This is a genomic window from Bartonella bovis 91-4 (assembly GCF_000384965.1).
Classification (GTDB): Bacteria; Pseudomonadota; Alphaproteobacteria; order Rhizobiales; family Rhizobiaceae; genus Bartonella; species Bartonella bovis.
Map to the genome: position 1 here is coordinate 907,112 of NZ_CM001844.1, position 25,824 is coordinate 932,935.

Consider the following 25,824-nt stretch of genomic DNA (forward strand, 5'->3'; position numbering starts at 1 on the left):
TTTCGATTAAATAAATTTATATAGCCTTACTAACTAAGAACAATTTCCTTTTTTGATTGCACATATTACTAAATGTTATAAATCATTTTACTCTATTAAACACTGAAACCAGCCTTAAGAGAATTGAGCAAAATAAATGAGAATTTATTATCAAACAATCAACACAATAAAGGTGACAAACTTTACCGAATAAAAATATCCGTAATGCCTAGCTATATACCTCAAAATACTAACAGTTATTTATTTACAGTCTTAGATACCCTTAAGGATTGTATTCCGATAGCAACAACTTTATTTTTGTATGTTTTTAGTGCCATAAGTGTTTGAATAATTTTAGTATGAATACAATCAATTTCTCTGAATCTATTTTATTAATTAATATATATCTTTTATGTCCAGAGTAAAAAATTATACACTTTCTACATTATGAAATGAAATAGTATTCTATTTTATAATTTTGAAGCCTATCTTAAAATTTCTCGCTAAAATGTAAACTGCTAATCGGAGTTATTATTTTTTTTAAAAATAAAAATAGTTTAGCAATTTTATCCTTCTCAATAGCTTTTCAACATTTTAAACACAACAATAAGATAAGAATAGTATTCTACCTGAATAAATCAGAGCAAAAGAACCAAAACAAAAATAAATACCTTTTAAATTATACTGAAATAATGCTTCACTTTATTATGAATAACTAATACATTCTTTTCACTAAAAAGCTTAGAAAATTACAGAACATAATATAAAGAAACCTGCATTGTAATATAGACAAGCCAATTTCAATAGGATCCGTTATCTCGAAAATTCAAAACCGAAAAGCTCTATTTATACAAAAATATACAAAGTCACACTAACCTTAATAAAATTCCAAATTAAACCATAAACAGAAATTATCTGCACAATATTCTATACTACTTTGTATCCGCAGCAATTCTGGCCTTGATAATCGTATCAGGCTCTACAACAGGCTCACCACGCTTGATCCTATCGACATTTTCCATACCCTCCATAACTTGTCCCCATATAGAATATTGACGATCAAGCCAAGGAGCATCTTCAAAGCATATAAAAAACTGCGAATTAGCAGAGTTTGGATTCTGGCTGCGCGCCATAGAAACGGTACCACGTTTATGAGAAATATTCGAAAACTCTGCTTTTAAATCAGGCTTATCCGAACCACCCATACCTACACGTGATAAATCAAATTTCTCGCCATCTTTTTTTCCAAATTTCACATCACCAGTTTGAGCCATAAAACCATCAATAACACGATGAAAAACAACATTATCATAAGCACCTTCACGCACTAATTCTTTAATACGTACCACGTGACCAGGAGCTAAATCAGCAAATAACTCAATCACTACATTACCTTTTGTTGTTTCAAGAATTAAAGTATTTTCTGGATCTTTAATTTCAGCCATATAATTATCCTTTGATTTACTGATTACCTTGCAAATGAGCAGAATCGATAACATCAGGATCTATTACAGATCCGTTATTACTTACAGTGCCCTTTTTAATTTTATCGACAATATCCATTCCTTTTACAACTTCTCCAATAACAGTATATTGCTCATTTAAAAAAGTAGCATCATCAAAACAAATGAAGAATTGAGAATTTGCTGAATGAGGATCTTGTGAACGTGCCATACCAACAGTACCACGTTTAAATGGCTGTTTTGAAAACTCTGCTACTAAATTAGGATAATTTGAACCACCCATACCAACGCGCTTAGGATCAAAATCAGCACTACCTTTTTTTCCAAATTTTACATCGCCTGTCTGTGCCATAAAACCAGGGATAACACGATGAAATATTACATTATTATAAGCACCCTCTTCTGTTAATTTTTTGATTCTAGCAACATGTTTTGGTGCAAGATCAGGACGTAAACGAATAAAAATATCACCATTTTTAATAGATAAAACAAGGGTATTACGCTCATTTGATGAAGCATTAAATGAAAAAAGATAAACAATACATGTTAAAATAGTAAAAATTTTAAGATACACAATCATTTTTCCTTTAAGGTTTAAATTTTAAGCGTAAAGCTTGCGTAACATTTTGAGGAACAAAAGGTGTAACGTCCCCCCCCATAGCAGCAATCTGGCGCACTAATGTAGAGGTTATTGGGCGGCTAGAAACGCTTGCCGGCAAAAAAACAGTTTGTAATTCAGGAGCCATAATCTTGTTCATCCCTGCCATTTGCATTTCGTAATCAAGATCAGTACCATCACGCAAACCACGAATAAGAAACGAAGCGCGAATTTCACGCGCCTTATTAATTAAAAGATTATCAAATGCAATAATCCGTAACCGATCAGAACCTATATTTAATAAGTCTTTCCCGACTTGTGTAATTAAATCAACACGCTCTTCAAAACTAAAAAGTGACTGTTTTCCACTCTGTATACCAATAGCCACCACCACTTCATCAGCTAACAATAAACTGCCTCGCAAAACATCAAGGTGACCATTTGTAATAGGATCAAATGAACCTGCATAAAGAGCAATGGTCATCATTTTGCTCCTATATTTTCAGAGTTATATTTATTTGTTAACCTCAACCACATTGCAATGTTGTCCACTTTCTTTCTCATCTGGATCGCTAGCATTAACTTCAGGCTCAGAAATACGTTCAACTGATACGACCTTCTCACCTTTTGCTGTATTAAAGATCGTTACCCCCTTGGTTGAACGACCAGATATGCGAATACCATTAACAGGAACACGAATAAGCTGCCCTTTATCTGAAACCAACATAATTTGATCTTGTGCTTCCACCGGAAAGGCTGCTACTAATTTACCAATTTCAGCTGTTTTAGATGGATCAGTTGCACGAATCCCTTTTCCACCACGTCCTGAAATACGAAAGTCATAGGAGGAAGACCGTTTTCCATAACCAAATTCACTAACTGTTAAGAGCATTTGCTCATGGTTACTAAGCTCCATATAACGCTCATCCGTCAACTCTGTTGCTACTGCTTCTACCTCTTCATCACCAATTACAATATCTTCATCATCTGCGCCTGCTGCACGCCGCTCACTGAGCACACGCTTAATATAAGCAGAACGCTCAATCGATGTAGCTTCAACATGCTTTAAAATAGTCATAGAAATGACTTTATCATTATCACCCATGTTAATACCACGTACCCCCATTGAATGACGTCCAACAAATACACGAACATCACTCACAGGAAAACGTATACATTGTCCATTCGCTGTTGTAAGGACAACATCATTATGCTCTGTGCAGGTCTCTACGGAAAGAATTTCATCTCCTTCTTCACCAAATTTCATTGCAATTTTACCATTACGATTAACTTGAACAAAATCTGATAATTTATTGCGGCGTACAGTCCCACGCATTGTTGCAAACATAACATCAAGTTTGCTCCAACTTTCCTCATCCTCTGGTAAAGGCATAATTGTTGTTATACGCTCACCCTGTTGTAAGGGAAGCATATTAATTAAAGCCCGTCCACGCGATTGCGGCGTACCAATAGGCAAACGCCAAACCTTTTCTTTATAGACAATTCCACGCGATGAAAAGAAAAGAACCGGTGTATGTGTATTAGCTATAAATAAACGAGTTACAAAATCCTCATCTTTTGTAGCCATACCAGAACGCCCCTTACCTCCACGACGTTGGGCACGGTACGTATTCAAAGGTACACGTTTAATATAACCACTATGACTAACCGTCACCACCATCTCTTCTGGTGCGATCAGATCTTCACTATCCATCTCAGCACTACCAAAACCAAAAACAGTACGCCGAGGAGTTGCAAATGCCTCACGAAGAGCGTTCAGTTCATCTTTAACAATGCCCATAATTCGTGAACGCGATGCTAAAATATCAAGATAATCAGTAATATCTACACCAATTTTATTTAATTCGTCAGCAATCTCATCGCGACCAAGTGCTGTTAACCTCTGCAAACGCAACTCTAAAATAGCGCGCGCTTGTTCTTCTGATAAATGATATGTATTATCCTCGTGAATAATATGGCGAGGATCATCAATAAGCTTAATTAAGGCTGCTATATCAGTAGCCAACCAACGTCGCTCCATTAATTGTGCACGCGCTATTTGTGGATCAGATGCTTTGCGAATTAACGCTATAATTTCATCAATATTAGCAACAGCAATAGCAAGCCCAACTAAAACATGCGCACGTTCACGCGCCCTACGTAAAAGATATTTTGTTCTCCGACTCACTACTTCTTCACGAAAAGAAACAAATGCACGAAGTATATCAAGTAATGTCATTTGCTCAGGTTTGCCGCCATTTAATGCAACCATATTACAACCGAAAGAGGCCTGCAAAGGTGTATAACGATACAGTTGATTTAAAACAACATCTGCAACAGCTTCTCTCTTAAGCTCAATAACAACCCGATACCCATCACGATCAGATTCATCACGTAAATCAGAAACTCCATCAATGCGTTTATCACGAACTAATTCAGCTATCTTTTCAATCATCGCTGCTTTATTAATCTGGTAAGGTATCTCGCTTACGATAATTGCCTGTCGATTATTACGAATTTCTTCGATATCAACCTTAGCACGCATAATAATCGAACCCCGCCCCGTTTCATAAGCTGAACGAATACCCGAAGAGCCAAGAATAATACCACCTGTAGGAAAATCAGGACCAGGAATGATTTTAATCATCTCATCTAGCGTTATACCGGGATTATCAATTAAAGCGATACACCCATCAACAACTTCACCAAGATTATGTGGAGGAATATTGGTTGCCATTCCTACAGCAATACCACCCGATCCATTCACCAAAAGGTTAGGAAAACGTGCTGGCAAAACCATAGGCTCACGCTCACGTCCATCATAATTATCTTGAAAATCAACAGTATCCTTATCAATATCAGCTAAAAGCTCTTCTGAAATTTTTTCTAAACGACATTCTGTATAACGCATCGCTGCAGGCGGATCACCGTCAATAGAACCAAAATTCCCCTGTCCGTTAATCAACGGATTTCGCAAAGAAAAATCCTGTGCCATACGCACCAATGCATCATAAATCGAAGCATCACCGTGGGGATGAAATTTCCCCATCACTTCACCAATAACGCCTGCTGATTTACGATACGATTTGTTGAAAGAAAGACCCATTTCATTCATCGCATGAAGAATACGACGATGAACAGGTTTCAATCCATCACGTACATCAGGTAATGCACGTGATACAATTACGCTCATCGCATAATCGAGATAGGAGCGTTGCATTTCTTCAATAATGCTAACTGGTTCAATACCGGTCAGCACATCACGTTCTGGCAGTGGAGTAAGATCGGTCACAGTTTTAATACTTTCAAAAAAGAATCACTTTGATCTTTTATATCGAAAAATACTTTAAAATGCTAACTCCCCTCCCAGTAAGAAAGTAAGAATTGAACAATAATTTCCAATATATTACTTGTTCATATGAAGAATCAGAAATGAAATGAACATAACTCGCTCCCCTGAATAAAAAACAATGCCCAATGCAACCTCCTCTAGCTTCCCCGTGTTGCTTTAGACAATCTTCTCAATAAAAACATTGAAATAAAGATTTTAAGAAAATAAACTATTGCCTTTGCAATAATTATAGTCATTCTCAATTTACTTATTATATTTTATGATATGAGTGTACTTTTATTGCATCCTATGCTAATATACCTGCCACAATATCCCCTTAACGCATTTATCGGCCCGTTTAACTGCGTGATGTAAAATAAGCCTCTTTTATTTTTCTTGTAAGAAAATAAGCTTTAAATTAGAAATTTACCCTTCTTGCTCAAAAATAAAAAGTAATAATAGCATTATTTTATAAACCATCAAAATGGTACATCATCATCCAATTGATGTGAAAAATTTTCTTCCAAGTAATTATTGCTCTGATTAAAATCCTCTTTCCGATCCAAACTACTATCACCAAAACCATCACTGCCTAATGGATTTGCGCTTTGCATTCTCTCCCCATCATCCATAGCACCACGCCCCTCGAGCATTTGTAATTCACCGCGGTATTTTTGCAAAACAATCTCTGTCGTATAACGATCATTACCATTTTGATCTTGCCATTTGCGTGTTTGCAATTGACCTTCAATATAAATTTTGCTGCCTTTTTTTAGATATTGCTCTGCAATCTTTACAAGGTTTTCATTAAAAATAACAATGCTATGCCATTCAGTGCGTTCTTTACGTTCATTTGTATTTCGGTCACGCCAGCTTTCCGAGGTAGCAATACGTAGATTTGCCACTTGATCACCAGAATTTAAACGACGGATTTCAGGATCCGCACCAAGATTACCAATCAAAATAACTTTATTAAGGCTACCAGCCATTATATAAACTCCAAAATTCTAAACTATCTTATTATAGTACAAATACTGTAAAAATATATAGCTCATATCCATAATAAAGGAAAAAAGCTGTACCTTTACTCCTCTTTTCCAAAAGAATTTACACTATTTTCTTTCCCATTATAATAATGGGACACATTGTAATTTCAAAAAAAAGACCTTATTTCAGACGATAGTGTAAAATTTTTGTTCATACGCCAAGGATCAACATGTCTCACCAGAAATATATCTCCATTCGCGGTGCACGTGAACATAATCTTAAAAATATCGATCTCGACCTTCCTCGTAATAAACTAATTATTATAACAGGGCTCTCCGGTTCAGGTAAATCATCCTTAGCTTTTGATACAATTTACGCTGAAGGTCAACGCCGTTATGTTGAAAGCCTTTCTGCTTATGCACGCCAATTTTTGGAAATGATGCAAAAACCAGACGTGGATCAAATAGACGGCCTTTCTCCCGCCATCTCCATTGAACAAAAAACCACTAGCCGTAATCCTCGTTCAACAGTTGGTACTGTAACTGAAATTTACGATTATATGCGCCTTCTCTTTGCTCGTATTGGTACTCCTTATTCACCTGTTACGGGTCTTCCTATTGAAAATCAAACAATCAGCCAAATGGTTGACCAAATTATGGCCTTACCAGAGGGTATGCGAATTTTTATTATGGCGCCTTTAGTACGAGGAAGAAAAGGCGAATATAAAAAAGAACTAGCAGAACTTTTAAGAAAAGGATTTCAACGTGCCAAAGTTGATGGCACATTCTATGAAATTCCTGATATTCCTCCTCTTAATAAAAAATATAAACACGATATAGACATAGTGGTAGACCGCCTTGTTGTGCGTCATGACATTACTTCTCGTTTGGCTGATAGTATAGAAACCTGTCTGCAGCTTGCAAATGGACTTGCAATTGCTGAAATGGCAGATCAACCTTTGACAATAAAGGAAACTTCAAAGGAAACTGTTAATAAATCAAAAAATGAAACACACAAACGACTCATTTTTTCAGAAAAATTTGCCTGCCCTATATCTGGATTCTCTATTCCTGAAATTGAACCTCGCCTTTTTTCATTCAATAACCCTTTTGGTGCTTGTCCTGTTTGTGATGGGCTTGGTATTCAAAAAGCAATCGACCCAGCGAAAATTGTGCCCAATGAAAATCTCACTTTAAAATCTGGAGCCATTGCTCCTTGGTTTAAATCACCCTCACCTTACCATGACCAAATACTAAAAGCATTAGGCAAAGTCTATGAATTTAAACTCACAGATAAATGGTGTGAACTTTCAGATGGAGCCAGGTGTGCTATTTTATACGGTACAAAAACAAAAGAAATCCCTCTTAGTCATGAAAATGAAGACTGCTCTAATACAACAACCCAATGTTTTGAAGGTATTATTCCAAATATGGAACGGCAATGGAAAGAGACCGATTCCGCTGGCTCATATAAAGAAATCGAATATTATATGTCTTCCTCACCTTGTCGAGCTTGTAATGGTTATCGATTAAAACCAGAAGCACTTTGTGTTAAAATTCACGGAATGCACATTGGGCAAGTATCAGAACTCTCTATCCTAAAAGCAAATGATTGGTTTGCTAATATTGATCAATATCTTAATAAAAAACAACGTAGTATTGCAGCGCGTATTTTAAAAGAAATTCGTAAACGTTTAGAATTTTTAAACCATGTAGGACTTGAATATCTTACCTTATCTCGAAATTCAGGAACACTTTCAGGTGGAGAAAGTCAACGAATTCGACTAGCATCTCAAATTGGTTCTGGTCTCACAGGTGTCCTTTATGTTTTAGATGAACCATCTATTGGCTTACACCAGCGCGATAATGAACTTCTTTTAAAAACGTTGTGCCATTTACGTGATCTTGGCAACACAGTTATTGTAGTTGAACATGATGAAGATGCTATTCTTACAGCAGATTATGTAGTGGATATTGGCCCTGCTGCAGGTGTTCACGGTGGAGAAGTCATTGCTCAAGGTACACCGCAGGAAATCATGAATAATCCATCCTCGCTTACTGGACAATATCTTTCAGGAAAAATGGCAGTTACCATGCCTGCCAAGCGACGTGAAATATCAAAATCAAAAGTACTCAAAGTGATCGGTGCCCAAGGTAATAACCTTAAAAATATAAATGTCGATATCCCTCTTGGAACTTTTACTTGCGTAACTGGTGTTTCAGGTGGAGGAAAATCAACATTTCTCATTGAAACTCTCTTTAAAGCTGCATCGCACCACATCATGGGAAGTCATCAAAATCCAGCAACTTATACCAAAATTGAAGGACTAGAATTCCTTGATAAGGTTATTGATATTAATCAATCGCCTATTGGGCGCACTCCACGCTCCAATCCAGCAACCTATACTGGTGCTTTTACCTCAATTCGCGATTGGTTTGCTGAACTTCCTGAATCAAAAGCTCGTGGTTACCAAGCAGGACGTTTTTCATTTAATGTCAAAGGGGGGCGGTGTGAAGCATGCCAAGGCGATGGTGTTATCAAAATTGAAATGCACTTTCTACCTGACATCTATGTTACATGTGATATATGCCAAGGAAAACGCTATAATAGAGAAACGTTAGAAGTAAAATTTAAAGGAAAATCCATTGCTGATGTACTTGATATGACAGTCGAAAAGGCTGAAAAATTTTTCCAAGCTGTCCCCGCCATTCACAACACAATGAAAACTCTTGTCAAAACTGGCCTTGGCTATATCAAAGTCGGACAACAAGCTACAACACTTTCTGGTGGTGAAGCTCAACGTGTAAAACTTGCCAAAGAACTCTCACGCAAAACAACAGGCCGCACGCTTTATATTTTAGATGAACCAACAACTGGTTTACATTTTCACGATGTTGCAAAACTTCTTGAAGTTTTGCATCAACTTGTCGAACAAGGCAATACAGTTGTAGTTATTGAGCATAATCTTGAAGTCATTAAAACAGCCGATTGGATTATTGATTTAGGACCAGAAGGTGGAGATGGCGGTGGTCAAATCGTTGCAATCGGCCGCCCTGAAGATATTATAAATGTTCCTGAATCCTACACTGGAAAATTTCTAAAAGAGCTTTTGTTACGTCGGCCTTTACATAATTCAGACTCTTAAAACAAGGTCGTAAATAATTTAAACATCCAATAATATAACAACGAAACAAAATAAAGTTTGTACTTTATAATTGTGCCGTTTTTATTCTTTACAAGCCTTTCTTAAACTATAATACAATAATATTTCATTCCATATATTGAGTCGGAATTGTTTGCCCCCAAAATATATAATTATATTTTTGATTTTTTCGTACAGAAACTATTTGTTGGCACATCTCGTATTTGCCAATATAATGTATAGTACCCTAAAAAGATGAATAACGTTGGAGATCATTTCAGCATGAAAAAAATTGAAGCTATTATAAAACCTTTTAAACTGGATGAAGTGAAAGAAGCACTTCAAAAAGTTGGCTTACAGGAAATTACTGTAACAGAAGCAAAAGGTTTTGGTAATCAAGAGGAGTATACAGAACTTTACCGTGGTGCTCAATATGTTGTTGATTTTCTACCTAAAGTAAAAATTGAAATTGTTGTTGCAGACGAAACTCTAGAACAAGCTATTGAAGCAATACGTAAAGCAGCTCAAACAAAACATAGCGGCGATGGAAAAATATTTGTTTCATCCATTGATGATGCTATCCGTATTCGTACTGGTGAATCTGGCATTGATGTTCTTTAAAATTTACAAAAATTTTCACTTTTTCTATCTATTTCAGTCCAATAAGGAAATTGCATATGACAACCATATCAGACATACTTAAACAGATTGCAGATAATGACATACGCTTTGTCGATTTACGTTTCACCGACCCGTGGAGTAAATTACATCATGTCACAATAGATGTTACCGCAATCACTAAAGATACATTCACCGATGGCATTATGTTTGATGGTTCTTCAATTGCTGGATGGAAAACAATCAATGAATCTGATATGATATTGATGCCAGATTTAGAAACAGCTCATATGGATCCTTTTTTTGCTCAATCTACTTTAGTCATACTTTGTGACGTACTCGATCCTATTTCTGGAGAATTGTATAGTAGAGATCCGCGTTCCATTGCAAAAAGAGCAGAAGCTTACATGAAATCTTTAGGTATAGGCGATACAGTTAATATAGGCCCAGAAGCAGAGTTCTTTATTTTTGACGACGTACGTTATAAAAATGACCCGTATAATACAGGCTTTAAGCTCGATTCAAGTGAACTTCCATCAAATGATGATACTGAATATGAAATGGGCAACCTGGGGCACCGACCACGTATGAAGTGCGGTTATTTCCCAGTTCCTCCTATCGACTCTTGCCAAGACATGCGTTCTGAAATGCTCACTGCACTAAAAGATATGGGTGTAAATGTTGAAAAACATCATCATGAAGTAGCTGCAGCTCAACACGAATTAGGTATTCGATACGACACATTAGTTCGCGAAGCTGATAAAATGCAAATTTTTAAATATGCTGTGCATCAAATTGCAAATAGTTATGGAAAAACAGCAACTTTTATGCCAAAACCAATTTTTGGTGATAATGGTTCAGGCATGCATGTTCACATATCAATTTGGAAAGATGGAAAACCAACCTTTGCAGGAAATGAATATGCCGGACTATCAGAAACTTGCTTATTTTTTATTGGTGGCATCATTAAACATGCAAAAGCAATCAACGCTTTCACAAACCCATCTACTAACTCTTATAAGCGTTTAGTTCCTGGATTTGAAGCGCCTGTTCTTCTTGCTTATTCTGCGCGTAATCGTTCGGCATCTTGTCGTATTCCATTTAGCTCTTCACCAAATTCAAAACGTGTGGAAATCCGTTTCCCAGATCTAACAGCAAATCCATATCTAGCGTTTGCAGCACTCTTAATGGCTGGCCTTGATGGTATTAAAAACAAAATTCATCCTGGACAAGCTATGGATAAAGACCTTTATGACCTGCCTCCTAAAGAACTTAAAGATATCCCTACAGTTTCAAGTAGCTTGCGTGAAGCGCTTGAAGCTCTTGATAAAGATCGTAGCTTTCTTAAAGCAGGAGATGTTTTTGATGACGACCAAATCAATTCTTTCATTGAATTGAAAATGCAAGAAGTCTTGCGTTATGAAATGACTCCACATCCTATTGAATTTGATATGTATTATTCTGTTTAAAGAATAAGTTATCGTTGTTTAATTAAAAATGGGGGTTTTAACCTCCATTTTTTGTAATATTTTTTTAAGATAGCATAATGACCTTTTTGCTGAGATATTTTTCCTTTATAAGAGAAATTGAATCTTTTCGAATCAATAATCAAGGTTCCTAATGCTGCAAATTTATCGATTTTTCCTTATTCTTTTATGCTTTGTTTCCATTATATCAGTAGCGCAAGCCAATGGAATAACCGATGAAGAATTGACAAGTCTACAAAAAGCAATTTCTATTTATAATAAAGCACTTAAAGAAGTTGATTCAAATGCTATCTTAAGTGCTATTCCTCCCCAAATCATCGAGAGTTTAGCCACTAAAAAAAATCTCAATAAAGTACAATTTCAACAAATAATAAAAAACCAAATAGAACAGCTGGCAAAAAATTATAAAATTGAAAATATAAAAATCGGCCAAACACAAAAACGTGAAGGAAAACTCGACAATGGTATTCCTTATTTTATTATGCCTTTAGAATTTGCAATTACGATAAACAGTGGAAAAAAATGTTATATTAAAACTGAGATTATTGCCCTTCTCGAAAATAATCAGTGGTATTTTATTCGTGGCAATGACGACACAACCTTAAACATAACCAGCGAAGCATTTCCTGGACTTGAAAAAATAAAAATTAATTCAATGAAAATCGTAAAAATATCGTAATTGGAAATTTCACGTTTACGTGTACGCAGAAGAAAGTTCTACTTATGTACAAGCAGTAATGATTGCAGCTGCTGCATTAAACTCAGCCCTCCTGTAAGCTTGCCGCATCATCGCTTCCTCATCAACACCCCATTGTTTCTTCGTCCAGTTCTCATCTAAATGAGCAATATCCCAAGCATTATCCAAATTGATTTTCTTCTCAGCTACAGCAAAAGCAATAAGAGCAGATCCCGTTAAAGTAGTCATTACATGAAGTGCAGCAAGTACATAAGGAGACTCTATCTTGCGTAAATAATTGCTTACCGCTTGAATAGCTTCCCATGGTTGTTCAATATGCATAAGCCCTTCTGCTATATTAAAACGTGCACCAAGTTTTTCTTCTGCCCAATCAAGTAAAAAATCCCATTGTTCACATTGCTGCTCTACAAGTTCTTTCGGTGTTTGTGCACGATAAAAAATCATATCACATGCAACAAAACGCAATAAATCTTCAAAAATAACTTGCATATTATCAGCTATACCATCAACAACAGTGTTAACAAGACGCGTGATTGGCATTCTTCCTGGGTCAATGTTTTTTTCCTGCACAGTAAATTCTTGTGCGACTAATGCAGCAAGTGCTTCTGTTGGCATACGAAGATAGTGCCTCGCAGGTGTTTTTACTGGATTTCCATCCAACAATACGGAAAAACCTCCCTCTCCATGCCTGCTGATACTTACTTCTTTATAAAATCGTTTAGGTAGTGACTGACATGAAAGCTTATGTACTTTGTAAACAGGATTGTCCTCATTTAACGGCATATTAAAATCATCTAAAATTTTACGCATATTATGCTATTTCTAACATTTTCAATTAATCCACTGAATTTTCTAGAATAGAATTCACATAGTTTCTCCACATTAGATACCATGTGATAAATTTAAGAAAAATCAATTGTACCCGTGTTAACTGATTTCGCTATCAATATCCAAGATTGAATTCTTAAAGTAATATTCTTTTACTTTCACACCAATCTCGAATGAGACTCAAATAAAATTATAGAAATGCCATTAGGAAGATAATTATTGTTTGTATTACCAACAAAATAATTAAACAATAAAATTGAAAATACAGCATAATTTCCAAATTATTATACCAAAAAATAGGATACTCAGCTATTGAATTTTAAAGTTGTTAAACCTTTCATTCTTAAATAAAGTAAAATTTTAAATGCTTTTTTCTTACAGATTAAGATAATATCTGCCTATAAGCTTAAACCATTTCTTACATCTTACTAATGACTGCTTATTTTATAAAGTTGCTATCGTCCTTCACTAAATAAAACCCTAGTAATATTTTGACTCTTTCATAATTTGGCAACATATTGAGCAAATTTTTAAATGTCTTTTATATAATGGCAAGTAATTAAATACATTAATAAATATGTTACCACAATTAATAAAATTAAACTAAAATTTTCTTATTACTCTGTATCTCTATCGTTTTCATTAAAAGCCAAAAGATTAAAACTTTGTACCATATGAGGTGGTAAAGGCGCTACAACATCCAATATGCCTCCTGAAGGATGAGGAATACGAATACGGCGCGCATGAAGATGAAGACGATTTTGAATTCCACCAGGTAATTCCCAATGACCATCAGAAAAAAAATATTTTGAATCGCCAATAATTGGATGATTCATATAAGCTGCGTGAACACGTAGCTGATGTGTTCTACCAGTATAAGGCTCCATTTCTAACCAAGACAGAACCCGTCCTCGCGTATCTAAAACACGATAATAAGAAACCGCGTGACTAGAATCTGGTTCTCCATGTTCACAAACACGCATTTTATCGCCTTGTGCAGTTGTTTCCTTTACCATCCATGTTGAAATTTTATCTTGCTTTTTTCGAGGTACTCCCCTTACTAACGCCCAATAAGTTTTTTTTGTTTCTCGCGCTCTAAAAGCGGCAGTCAAAGCCTGTGCAGCCCCCCTTGATCGAGCAATAATAAGCACACCTGAAGTCTCACGATCAAGACGATGAACTAACCTCGGTTTTTCCCCTTTTTTATTACGCCATACATCAAGCATACCATCAATATGGCACGTTAAACCAGAGCCACCTTGTACAGCCAAACCTGTAGGTTTGTTCAATACAAAGATTTTTGGATCTTTATAGAGAAGCATTTTTTCCAAAATGGCCAATTTGTTTTGATCATGAATGGTCTTATCCGTTGCAGAAAGATTCCTCTTGTTATCAACAGATAAAAACGGCACACGAATAGACTGCCCTACAACAAGACGTATATCAGTTTTAACACGCCTACCGTCAACACGTACCTGGCCAGAACGTAACAGTTTTTGTAGATACCCAAATGCAAGTCCTGGATAATGCATCTTAAACCAACGGTCTAAGCGCATTCCACTCTCATCTTCCTCAACCTTTTTGATTTCTACACCCACTGTAATAGACCCTTTTTTTATATAATTTTTTTGTTTACCAACTGTATTTCTTCATCTTTATAAACGCAAAAACTACATCCTTTAGAATTAGACTTTATCACATTGCATTACAATCAGTATCTAAAATTGCATTCCCTTGCAGTATAAATTTCGTTACTTCAAAGCAAATTATTACATAAAAAATTATGTAATCCTAATTTTGTGATTGCGATAGCTATTGGAGAACCACCCCGTGCTTTTATTAAAAACATACGCGCGTGTTCTTTCTTATCTAGATAGAGAAAAAAGTGCATTTTTTTTAATCTGTTCTGCTAACGTTATACTGGCTATCATCACGATAGCTGAACCTATTTTATTTGGTCATGTCATTGACTCAATTGCAGATAAATCGGGTATTGTCTTTAATCTCACACTCTGGGTGTGTTTTGGTGTTTTCAACATTATTGCTTATATTCTTGTAGCTCGTGGCGCAGATCGCTTAGCCCACAGACGCCGTTTAAGTGTTTTAACAGAATCTTTTGAGCGTATTATCACCATGCCATTAATTTGGCATCAACAACGTGGAACTTCTAATGCCCTTCATACATTATTGCGTGCTACAGATTCCATGTCAGCTATATGGCTTGATTTTATGCGCCAACACCTCTCTACTTTTGTAGCATTATTCGTTCTGGTGCCCATAGCTTTTAATATGAACTGGCGTCTTTCAATAGTCTTAATAGTTCTTGCCATTATCTATACATTAATTGCACGCTTAGTAATGCAAAAAACAAAAGACGGGCAAGCCGCTGTAGAACGTTATCATCATAGTGTCTTTAAACATATCAGTGATTCAATTTCTAACGTTTCCATTGTACAAAGCTATAACCGAATAGCAGAAGAAACCTTAGCACTTCATCAGCATACAAGTGATCTTCTTAAAGCACAAAATCCTGTTTTAAATTGGTGGGCACTTGCCAGTGGTTTAAATCGAATGGCTTCAACTATTTCAATAGTATGTGTACTTCTTCTTGGTGCTTTTTTTGTGACAAAAGGCCAATTAAGTGTAGGTGAAGTCGTCTCTTTTGTTGGATTTGCTCAACTAATGATTGGCCGTCTTGATCAAATTAGTGGCTTTATTAATTTAGCTGTATCTTCACAAGCAAAATTACAAGAATTCTTTGAAATGGAAGATTCAACTTTTAATATGAAAGAACCTGACAACCTTCCTTGTCTCCAAAATGTTAAAGGTGAGATTCAATTTCATCACGTGACTTATGCATTTCCAAATTCATCTCAAGGTGTCTTTGACATTTCATTTGAAGTCAAAACAGGACAAACTGTTGCTATTGTAGGGCCAACAGGCGCAGGAAAAACGACGCTCATCAATTTGCTGCAACGCGTGTACGATCCTACGGTTGGGCATATCAAAATTGATGGAATAGATATACGTTCCATTAACCGTGAATCCTTACGCAAAGCTCTAGCAACAGTATTTCAAGATGCTGGTCTTTTTAACCGTAGCATTCGTGATAACATTGCAATAGGTAGAACAACTGCAACAAATAAAGAACTTTATGAGGCAGCAAAAACAGCTGCTGCCCATGACTTTATTTTAAATAAAAACAATCGTTACGATACATTGGTTGGCGAACGGGGCTCCCAATTATCAGGTGGAGAAAGGCAAAGATTAGCCATTGCACGTGCTGTTTTAAAAAATGCACCTATTCTTATTCTAGATGAAGCAACCAGTGCTCTTGATATTGAAACAGAAGCACGTGTCAAAGACGCTATCGATTACGTAAGCCAAAATCGTACAACTTTTATTATAGCGCATCGTCTTTCAACAATCCGCAATGCTGATCTTATACTTTTTCTAGATCACGGTCGCTTAATTGAAAAAGGTAGTTTTCAAGAATTGACTAAAAAAGGTGGCCGTTTCTATAAACTACTAAAAGCCGGCGGGTTAACAAACGATCAACCAATAATAAGAATAGAACATGAAAATGTGATTCCACTGCGTGAATCCATTGCATCATGAAATTAGTGTTTCTTTTTCTATATCTTCAAACGGCAAACTTAATCTAAGCTACAGTTTTCTAACTCCTTACAAAGCTTAAATTTAAGTATAACATGAAGAAAATCATAAGTTTTCAAGAAAAACTTCTAATGCTGCAATAGCATCATAAGCTTTATCCCCTTGCGGACCACCAGCTTGTGCCATATCAAGCCGCCCGCCACCACCTTTGCCACCAAGAGTAACAGATATAATACGTACTAAATCAACAGCATTTAGTCTATCAATCAAATCATTAGTTACGCCAACAACAACACTTCCTTTACCATCTTCTGAGACACCGATGAAAGCTACAACACCAGATCTAATCTGTTTTTTTCCAGAATCCACTAATGCTTTAAGATCCCTTGGTAAAATATTTTGAATGACACGCCCCATAAAAGAAATACCATTAATAACTTTAATATCTGCTTTATCGTTCTTTGTAATTCCACCATTAAGAGCAATTTTCCCGCGTAAATCACTTAATTCTTTTTCAAGCTTACGACGATCATCTAGTAAGGCTTGAATACGTTCTTGTACATTAACAGGGGAAATTTTTAAAAGAGCAGCAATTTCATAAATTCGCTCATCCTGACTATGAAGGTAAAGACGCGCAGCTGTGGCCGTTAATGCTTCAATACGACGAACTCCAGCCGCTACAGAACTTTCAGAAACAATATGAATCAAACCAATTTCACCTGTTCTGTGCACATGTGTGCCCCCACAAAGCTCAATTGACCAAGAATCTTCTGATTCTATCTGTCCAGGCTTTTTCCCCATAGAAACAACACGAACTTCATCACCATATTTTTCACCAAATAACGCTATTGCGCCTTCAAAAATCGCATCATCCACTGTCATAAGGCGCGTTATTACTTTGCTATTTTGCAACACAATTTCATTGGCTAAATCTTCTACTTTTTTCAATTCTTCAGGTGAAATTGATCGTGGATGAGAAAAATCAAAACGTAACCGATCGGGCGACACAAAAGAACCCTTTTGTACAACATGATCTCCTAATATTTGACGCAAAGCCTTATGTAATAAGTGGGTAGCAGAATGGTTTGCACGAATTTTTCTACGGCGAATAGAATCAACTATTAATTTCACGTAATCACATGTTTTTGCTTGACCACTTTTAACCTCACCAATATGAACAAAAACGCCTTTAACCTTTTTCTGGGTATCATGTACTTCAAAAACAAAATTCTCACCAGAAATTATACCGCTATCCCCCATTTGCCCACCAGATTCACCATAAAAAGGCGTCTGATTAACGACAAGCATAGCTTTTTGCCCTGAAGAAACATGATCAACGATCTGGCCATCACAAATAAGAGCAGTAATAATACCTTCTGCCTTTTCTGTTTCATAACCCAAAAATTCTGTAGCACTTACTTGATCACGAACAGAAAACCAAACCGTTTCCGTTACAGACTCACCAGAACCAGACCAATTAGCACGAGCTTCCGCTTTTTGGTGTTCCATCGCTTTGTTAAAAGCGTTAACATCAACAGATATTCCACGATGCCGAAGAGCATCTTGTGTCAAATCAAGCGGAAAACCGTATGTATCATAAAGTTTAAAAGCAACTTCACCATTAAAACAATCACCTTCCTTAAGATGAACGCTTTCTTCATTCAACAAACGAAGACCCCGTTCAAGAGTTTTACGAAAACGCGTTTCCTCCAACTTTAAAATTTCTGAAATTAAAGATTCGGCACGTACTAATTCAGGATAGGCTTTCCCCATTTCGTGTATCAAAGCAGGCACAAGACGCCACATCAATAACTCTTTAGAATCAAGAAAATGAGCATAACGCATAGCACGACGCATAATACGACGTAGAACATATCCCCGACCTTCATTAGAAGGCAGAACACCATCTGCAATCAAAAATGCAGAGGAACGTAGATGATCAGCAATAATACGATGACTAACAACAAAATCACCGGTCGCCTCAACTCCTGTTATCTTTTGTGACTCACGAATTAACGCACCAAAAAGATCAATATCATAATTATCGTGCACACCTTGCAAAACAGCAGCAATACGCTCTAATCCCATCCCAGTATCAATGGAAGGATGAGGTAGTTCAATTCGCTCATCTTTGTTCAATTGCTCATACTGCATGAAGACTAGATTCCAAATTTCAACAAAGCGATCGCCATCTTCATCAGCACTTCCAGGAGGCCCCCCCAAAATTTTATCACCATGATCATAAAAAATCTCTGAACATGGACCACAAGGCCCTGTATCTCCCATCATCCAAAAATTATCATTTGTTGTAATGCGGATAATTTTTTCATCTGGAAGACCTGAAATTTTATGCCATAATTGAGCAGCTACATCATCGCTATGATAAACTGTAACCAACAATTTATCTTTCGAAAGACAAAATTCTTTTGTTAGAAGGTTCCATGCAAAAAAAATTGCCTCTTCTTTGAAATAATCGCTAAAAGAAAAATTACCAAGCATTTCAAAGAAAGTATGGTGGCGTGCAGTATAACCAACATTATCAAGATCATTATGCTTTCCACCTGCACGTACACATTTTTGTGCAGTTGTTGCCCGGCTACAGGAGAGCTGTTCAAGTCCAGTAAAAACATTTTTAAACTGCACCATTCCTGCATTTGTAAACATTAATGTAGGATCATTGCGCGGAACAAGTGGACTAGAAGAAAAAATTTTATGTCCATTACGCTGAAAATAATCCAGAAATGTTGACCGGATCTTATTAACGCTATTCATATTTACACCCGCACAATACAGCACAAAACTGCAAAGATAAAATCCAATTTTTAATTAAATACTCTCTTTATCATTTTTAGAGTAACTTAATTAAAATAGAAATATTTTTTCAGAGAAATTTGAAAATAAAAGATTTTACACTTAAAAAAATCTAACAAATAAAAACAGAAAGAACTAAACTGCAATCTAAATGATCATTTATCAAATTGATTCATCGCTTTCTGTATTCTCTAATGCTGCATTTTCTAACAATTCAATTGCAAGCAAACCAGCATTTTGACGCAAAGCCGATTCAATCTCCGTTGCTATTTCTGCATGTTCATGTAAAAATTGCTTTGCATTTTCACGCCCCTGCCCTAAACGTTGAGAATTATAAGAGAACCATGAACCAGATTTCTCTACAATACCGGCTTTAACACCCAAATCAATCAATTCCCCCATTTTGGAAATACCTTCACCATAGATAATGTCAAACTCTACCTGTTTAAATGGAGGTGCTAATTTATTTTTCACCACTTTAACACGCGTTTGATTACCAATTACCATATCCCGATCTTTAATCGCACCAACACGACGAATATCTAAACGGACAGAAGCATAAAACTTTAAAGCATTTCCACCTGTTGTAGTTTCAGGAGAACCAAACATTACGCCAATTTTCATGCGAATCTGATTGATGAAAATAACCATACAGTTAGAACGAAAAATTGATGCCGTTAATTTACGCAAAGCTTTACTCATTAATCGAGCTTGCAATCCAGGTACAGAATCATTCATTTCACCATCAATTTCCGCACGTGGTGTCAAAGCTGCTACTGAATCAACAACAAGTACATCAATTGCACCAGAACGAACAAGCGTTTCTGCAATTTCCAAAGCCTGTTCACCGGTATCTGGTTGAGAAATGAGCAGATCTTCTAATTTTACACCAAGTTTACGTGCATAAATAGGATCAAGAGCATGTTCTGCATCAACAAAAGCACAAACTCCACCATTTTTCTGAGCTTCAGCAATAGCGTGAAGAGCCAGTGTCGTTTTCCCGGAGCTTTCTGGGCCATAAATCTCAATAATACGCCCTTTTGGTAATCCACCTACACCCAAAGCAATATCTAAGGATAATGAGCCAGTTGGAATTGTTTCAATTTCAACAACCTGCTCTTTTTGCCCAAGGCGCATAATTGAGCCTTTACCGAAAGAACGCTCGATTTGTGATAGAGCAGAATCTAGAGCTTTTGTTTTATCCACAATCATATCCTTAGTAAGTCAGAATAATTTTCCACACAATATATACTGCTCTATTAACTTAATTAAAGTCTGGAGTTTAGATTTTCACAGACTATTTCATCTCTATCTTCGTTGTATCAACAATTTTTAATCAATGTTATAAAAAAAATTACATTTTCTTTTGCTAACACAAAGCATATTTCAAAAAAGGCATCGAAAAAATAGCAGCTTGCTGCATTAATTTATACTGTTAACCTATCTCATCCATAAAGGAGACACTTTAAATTTCAATGCAATGTTTGGTTACACATTTCCTAATATAACACAAATGAACACCTGAAGACACAGATCCATGGTTACCAATCTACCGCCCAATAGCCCGACCAAAATTATATAGTATTTGCGAAATAATTTGAAGTTAGTAATCAACAAATCATTACATACGCTAACAACCACACTTAATACAACTCCACCAACAGTTCTTAAAACTTAATTGTCACCTAGATCTAAATTTGCTTTTATCCAAAAAAGAAAATTCCTAATATGTTAGGAATGGTAAATTTTTGCGCATGATCTAGCTTATTAATAAAGCTATAATGATTATGATTGGATCGAAATTTATTGAAAAATAAAAATGATTTAGTCACAATCTTGTTTTTGACTACCCCGTTTTTGTCGTAACTTTTTCCACCATTCAAGACGTTTCACAATTTCACGCTCAAAACCACGTTCTTGTGGTTGATAATAAATCTGACGTCCAAGCTTCTCAGGAAAATATTCCTGCCCTGAAAAAGCATCTGGTTCAGAGTGGTCATAAAGATAACCTTCCCCGTATCCATCTTCTTTCATAAGTTTTGTAGGTGCATTAAGAATATGCTTAGGGGGAGGTAAAGAACCATTTTTACGCGCACAATGCATTGCCGCTTTATAAGCAAGATAAACTGCATTCGACTTCGGTGCCGTAGCAATATAAAGACATGCCTGAGCCAAAGCCAATTCACCTTCAGGCGATCCTAAATAATCATAAGCATCCTTTGCTGCATTACAAATGATAAGAGCCTGCGGATCTGCTAAACCAATATCTTCAACAGCTATACGTACCAATCTGCGTCCAATATACAGAGGATCTTCACCCGCATCAAACATACGCGCAAGATAATAAAGAGCAGCATCAGGATCAGACCCACGAATTGATTTATGCAATGCTGAAATAAGATTATAGTGACTATCTTGGCCTTTATCATAAATTGGAGCTCGGCGCTGAATAATTTCTTGTAAAGCTTTGGCATTAAATATCTCTTCCGGGCGTGCAGCACACCAGATTTCTTCTGCGAGTGTTAGTGCCGCTCGCGCATCACCATCAGACATTCTTATCAAGAGGTTTCTAGCCTGATCATCTAAAGGCAAAGTTTTGCCTTCCACTTCCTCCGCACGCTTCAAAAGCGTACTCAAACTTTTACCATCATGTAAGCGAAACTTCAAAACACGTGCACGCGAAAGAAGGGCGTTATTAAGTTCAAATGAAGGATTTTCAGTCGTTGCCCCTACAAGAACCACTGTACCATCTTCCATAAAAGGAAGAAAAATATCCTGCTGAGCACGATTAAACCGATGAATTTCATCAACAAATAAAAGCGTTCGTCCCCCAGACATAAAACGAGCCTGAGCTACTTCAAAAATTTTCTTTAATTCTGTAACGCCAGTACAAATAGCAGAAACTTGCTCAAAAATGAAATTCGTCTGCAATGCCAATAAACGTGCAATTGTTGTTTTACCTGTCCCTGGAGGCCCCCAAAAAATCATCGAACCAAACGAACCAGCTGCTATCATACGTGAAAGAAAGCCTTCCGTTCCAATCAAATGATCTTGCCCAATCACCTCACTCAAAGAGCGGGGGCGCATTCTCTCAGCAAGTGGACGATTTTTACTGACATGAGAATCAAAAGATAAAGTAAAAAAATCTTTATTCAAAATACCCCTCAGCGAATAAATTGGCGAATATAGACACCATTGCGTTCATATTCCAGTTGCCAAATACGCGGATGTTTCTGCAGAAGAATCTTTTTTAATTGACTTACAGTTTGAATTTCATGACCATTAACAGCACGCAAAATATCTCCTGAGCGGAAAATCTCGGCAGCATTACTCATGTTATCCAGATTGGCAATCACAACACCCTTTACAGTTGCAGGAAGGTGAAAACGCTGGCTATTTTGTGGTGTTAAATCAAGTACTTCAGCTCCAGAAAGAGGACTTTTATCAATAATTTTTTCAGATTTCACAAATGCAGAGTTAGACATTGATGAGGCAGTTATCTTTGTTTTTAAAGTCTTTCCATCCCGTAAATATTCTAAATTAAGGTTGTGCCCAATACTAGTTGTCATCAAACGATATATAAGGCCATCTGGACTATCAACTTGCACATCTTGCACACTTAAAATAACATCACCCACTTTTAAACCAGCTTTTGCAGCAGGGCTATCTTCAATAATTTCAATAACAAGAGCTCCATAAGGACGTTCTAAACCCAAACCATTTGCAACATCAGGTGTAACTCTTTGAAAGGATGCACCAATATAAGGCGGCACAAAAAACTTTTCACCACGTTTAACTGTATCAATAACTACTTTAATAAGATTGGCTGGAATCGCAAAACCAATTCCTACAGAACCGCCGGAGCGTGAATAAATAGCTGTATTAATCCCAATCAATTGGCCATTCACATCAATTAAAGCTCCACCAGAATTACCTGGATTGATAGCTGCATCTGTTTGAATAAAAAAATCAAAATCAGAAATACCAACACGTGTACGCGCTTGCGCTGAAACAATACCACTTGTAACTGTTTGACCAACACCAAAAGGATTACCAATCGCAAGAACGAGATCACCAACTTCAACTGCATCAGAATTTCCTAAAGGAAGGATAGGAAATTGAGCATCTTTTGAATTAATTTCAAGTACTGCAATATCAGTTGCTTCATCTTTTAATATAACTGTGCTTTCAAATTCTCTTCCATCAGAAAGAGCAATTTTAATCTCGTGAGCATCTTTAATAACGTGATAACTAGTAACAACCAAACCACGTGCATCAATAATTACCCCAGATCCCAATGATGATTGCGTACGTAAAGGCCTGTTACCTTGATAACGACCAAAAAATTGCTCAAAAAATGGATCATCCTCAAAAAGAGAACGTACTTTAACCTGTCGAGCAGCATAAATATTTACAACAGATGGAACAGCTTTTTTTACTAAAGGAGCAAATGACAAAGTAATTTCTGATTGTGTTTGCGGAACTTGAGCACTCGTAGAATGAAACGATATTAACGCCATAACCACAAAAAAAAGCCCTATAAAAATAGAACGCTTCATTATCCACTCCCTAAAAACTAAAATAACCCCTATTAAATAGAACGAAAAATTTTCTCATTCATCTCCATCTATTTGATATTTAAATCAAAAATGTCTCACTTTGGCAAGTAATATTGCAAAATCAACAATGAAAACAATCTACTTTTTTCACTCATCTATTGAACAACGTGTATTTTAAATACACAAATAAAAAAAACGCCTCAGAAAGGCGTTTTTTTATCTCCAAAAAAGAAAAAACTCCTTATAAAGAAGCCTCTTTTTCATTGGCAACCCCCTCTATGCTCTTATGATCTACAGATTTTTTTGCATTAACATCCCGGTCAACAAATTCTATAACAGCCATAGGTGCATTATCACCAGTACGAAAACCTGCTTTCATAATGCGCAAATAACCACCGTTGCGTGATGCATAACGCGGTGCAAGTGTATTAAATAACTTTGCGACCTTTTTGGTGTCACGAATAGCTGAAATTGCTTGCCGGCGCGCATGCAAATCTCCGCGTTTGCCAAGTGTAACCAATTTCTCAACAATAGGGCGAATTTCTTTAGCCTTTGGAAGCGTTGTCACGATCTGCTCATACCCGATCAACGAAGCTGCCATATTGGCAAACATCGCTTTACGGTGACTGGCAGTCCGGTTTAGCTTGCGACCTGATTTACCATGGCGCATGAGCTTTCTCCTTAAATTTAACTCTTAATACTGATCTTCATAACGTTTAGCAAGATCATCAATATTTTCAGGCGGCCATGCAGGAATCTCCATACCAAGATGAAGCCCCATACACGCAAGAACTTCTTTAATCTCGTTTAATGACTTACGTCCAAAATTTGGTGTCCGAAGCATTTCAGCTTCAGTTTTTTGAATAAGATCACCAATATAAACAATATTATCATTCTTAAGACAATTTGCAGAACGAACTGAAAGCTCCAATTCATCCACTTTCTTAAGAAGCGCAAGATTAAAGGAAAGCTCCGAAGCTGGCTCTTCAACAAGTTCTTTTTGTGGCTCTTCAAAATTGACAAATACCGATAGTTGATCCTGAAGAATACGTGCTGCAAAAGCGACAGCATCTTCACCATTAACAGCACCATTAGTTTCAATCGTTAACGTCAATTTATCGTAATCAAGAACCTGCCCTTCACGTGTATTTTCTACTTTATAAGACACCTTACGAACCGGCGAATAAAGACTATCAATTGGGATAAGACCTATAACCGCATCATCTACACAATTACGATCAGATGGAATGTAACCTTTCCCTGTATTCACAATAAATTCCATACGAATTTCCGCACCCTCATCTAGTGTACAAATAACATGCTCGGGATTAAGAATTTCCATATCTCCAACAGTGCGTATATCTCCAGCTCTAACAACACCAGGCCCCTCTTTACAAATGATAACATGCTTAGGGCCTTCTTCCTCCATACGGATGGCTATTTCTTTGATATTTAAAATAATATCTGTAACATCTTCACGAACACCTGCAATTGATGAGAATTCATGCAACACACCATCAATTTGCACAGCAGTAACAGCAGCACCACGCAGCGATGACAATAATACACGACGCAGTGCATTCCCTAATGTTAAACCAAAACCACGCTCAAGCGGCTCTGCAACTACACTTACAACGTTTGAATTACCATCTGTATGAAACTCAACCTTACTAGGTTTTATTAGCTCCTGCCAGTTTTTCTGGATCATA

At 36.5% G+C, this 25,824-nt stretch carries 18 protein-coding genes; 5 read left to right on the forward strand and 13 right to left on the reverse strand.

Going from position 1 to position 25,824, the window contains the following annotated elements; genetic code table 11:
• Window positions 1–911: 911 nt before the first annotated feature.
• From BBBE_RS03880 to ssb, 5 genes are all read right to left on the reverse strand, one after another.
• On the reverse strand, window positions 912–1,424 hold the full coding sequence (locus BBBE_RS03880; protein WP_010701292.1) for a peptidylprolyl isomerase: 513 nt from the start codon (window positions 1,422–1,424) through the stop codon (window positions 912–914).
• A 16-nt stretch (window positions 1,425–1,440) separates the two neighbouring features.
• Window positions 1,441–2,022 carry a peptidylprolyl isomerase gene (locus BBBE_RS03885; protein ID WP_022708675.1) on the reverse strand — a complete coding sequence of 194 codons (582 nt, stop codon included), beginning with the start codon at window positions 2,020–2,022 and terminating at the stop codon, window positions 1,441–1,443.
• A gap of 7 nt (window positions 2,023–2,029) precedes the next feature.
• A complete protein-coding gene (gene coaD, locus BBBE_RS03890) occupies window positions 2,030–2,527 on the reverse strand; it encodes a pantetheine-phosphate adenylyltransferase (protein ID WP_035464512.1) in 498 nt (165 codons plus the stop codon).
• A 27-nt stretch (window positions 2,528–2,554) separates the two neighbouring features.
• Entirely contained in the window at window positions 2,555–5,332 is a 2,778-nt protein-coding gene (gyrA, locus tag BBBE_RS03895; RefSeq protein ID WP_010701295.1) for a DNA gyrase subunit A, read from the reverse strand.
• Window positions 5,333–5,850: 518 nt separating this feature from the next.
• Window positions 5,851–6,360, reverse strand: a complete 510-nt coding sequence (gene ssb, locus BBBE_RS03900) for a single-stranded DNA-binding protein (protein ID WP_010701296.1) — start codon at window positions 6,358–6,360, stop codon at window positions 5,851–5,853.
• A 227-nt stretch (window positions 6,361–6,587) separates the two neighbouring features.
• Here ssb and uvrA point away from each other — a divergent pair, with 227 nt between their 5' ends.
• From uvrA to BBBE_RS03920, 4 genes are all read left to right on the forward strand, one after another.
• The gene (gene uvrA, locus BBBE_RS03905) at window positions 6,588–9,503 is read left to right on the forward strand and encodes an excinuclease ABC subunit UvrA (RefSeq protein WP_010701297.1); all 2,916 of its coding nucleotides are present in this window, start codon (window positions 6,588–6,590) and stop codon (window positions 9,501–9,503) included.
• Between the two features lie 279 nt (window positions 9,504–9,782).
• Window positions 9,783–10,121: a P-II family nitrogen regulator gene (locus BBBE_RS03910; RefSeq protein WP_010701298.1), complete on the forward strand. Its 339-nt coding sequence runs from the start codon at window positions 9,783–9,785 to the stop codon at window positions 10,119–10,121.
• Between the two features lie 56 nt (window positions 10,122–10,177).
• Complete coding sequence (gene glnA / locus BBBE_RS03915; protein WP_010701299.1) at window positions 10,178–11,587, forward strand: type I glutamate--ammonia ligase; 1,410 nt, start codon at window positions 10,178–10,180, stop codon at window positions 11,585–11,587.
• 151 nt (window positions 11,588–11,738) lie between these two features.
• Complete coding sequence (locus BBBE_RS03920; protein WP_010701300.1) at window positions 11,739–12,284, forward strand: hypothetical protein; 546 nt, start codon at window positions 11,739–11,741, stop codon at window positions 12,282–12,284.
• 42 nt (window positions 12,285–12,326) lie between these two features.
• Here the strand turns inward: BBBE_RS03920 and BBBE_RS03925 are convergent, their stop codons facing one another.
• Window positions 12,327–13,112 carry an ATP12 family chaperone protein gene (locus tag BBBE_RS03925; protein ID WP_010701301.1) on the reverse strand — a complete coding sequence of 262 codons (786 nt, stop codon included), beginning with the start codon at window positions 13,110–13,112 and terminating at the stop codon, window positions 12,327–12,329.
• Window positions 13,113–13,747: 635 nt separating this feature from the next.
• The gene (locus BBBE_RS03930) at window positions 13,748–14,686 is read right to left on the reverse strand and encodes an RluA family pseudouridine synthase (protein WP_051093587.1); all 939 of its coding nucleotides are present in this window, start codon (window positions 14,684–14,686) and stop codon (window positions 13,748–13,750) included.
• Window positions 14,687–14,960: 274 nt separating this feature from the next.
• Between BBBE_RS03930 and BBBE_RS03935 the strand changes: the two genes are divergently transcribed.
• The gene (locus tag BBBE_RS03935; protein WP_010701303.1) at window positions 14,961–16,748 is read left to right on the forward strand and encodes a glucan ABC transporter ATP-binding protein/ permease; all 1,788 of its coding nucleotides are present in this window, start codon (window positions 14,961–14,963) and stop codon (window positions 16,746–16,748) included.
• A gap of 102 nt (window positions 16,749–16,850) precedes the next feature.
• Here the strand turns inward: BBBE_RS03935 and alaS are convergent, their stop codons facing one another.
• The 6 genes from alaS to BBBE_RS03965 all read right to left on the reverse strand — a co-directional run bounded on the left by alaS (window position 16,851) and on the right by BBBE_RS03965 (window position 25,823).
• Window positions 16,851–19,517 (reverse strand): alanine--tRNA ligase, encoded by a 2,667-nt coding sequence (alaS, locus tag BBBE_RS03940; protein ID WP_010701304.1) that lies wholly within the window; start codon window positions 19,515–19,517, stop codon window positions 16,851–16,853.
• 201 nt (window positions 19,518–19,718) lie between these two features.
• On the reverse strand, window positions 19,719–20,762 hold the full coding sequence (recA, locus tag BBBE_RS03945) for a recombinase RecA (protein WP_010701305.1): 1,044 nt from the start codon (window positions 20,760–20,762) through the stop codon (window positions 19,719–19,721).
• Between the two features lie 618 nt (window positions 20,763–21,380).
• Complete coding sequence (locus BBBE_RS03950; protein WP_010701306.1) at window positions 21,381–22,712, reverse strand: replication-associated recombination protein A; 1,332 nt, start codon at window positions 22,710–22,712, stop codon at window positions 21,381–21,383.
• Between the two features lie 8 nt (window positions 22,713–22,720).
• Window positions 22,721–24,115, reverse strand: a complete 1,395-nt coding sequence (locus BBBE_RS03955; protein ID WP_010701307.1) for a DegQ family serine endoprotease — start codon at window positions 24,113–24,115, stop codon at window positions 22,721–22,723.
• Between the two features lie 241 nt (window positions 24,116–24,356).
• Window positions 24,357–24,785 carry a 50S ribosomal protein L17 gene (gene rplQ, locus BBBE_RS03960; protein ID WP_010701308.1) on the reverse strand — a complete coding sequence of 143 codons (429 nt, stop codon included), beginning with the start codon at window positions 24,783–24,785 and terminating at the stop codon, window positions 24,357–24,359.
• A gap of 24 nt (window positions 24,786–24,809) precedes the next feature.
• Window positions 24,810–25,823, reverse strand: coding sequence for a DNA-directed RNA polymerase subunit alpha (locus BBBE_RS03965; RefSeq protein WP_010701309.1), 1,014 nt, complete (start codon window positions 25,821–25,823; stop codon window positions 24,810–24,812).
• Window position 25,824 lies beyond the last annotated feature (1 nt).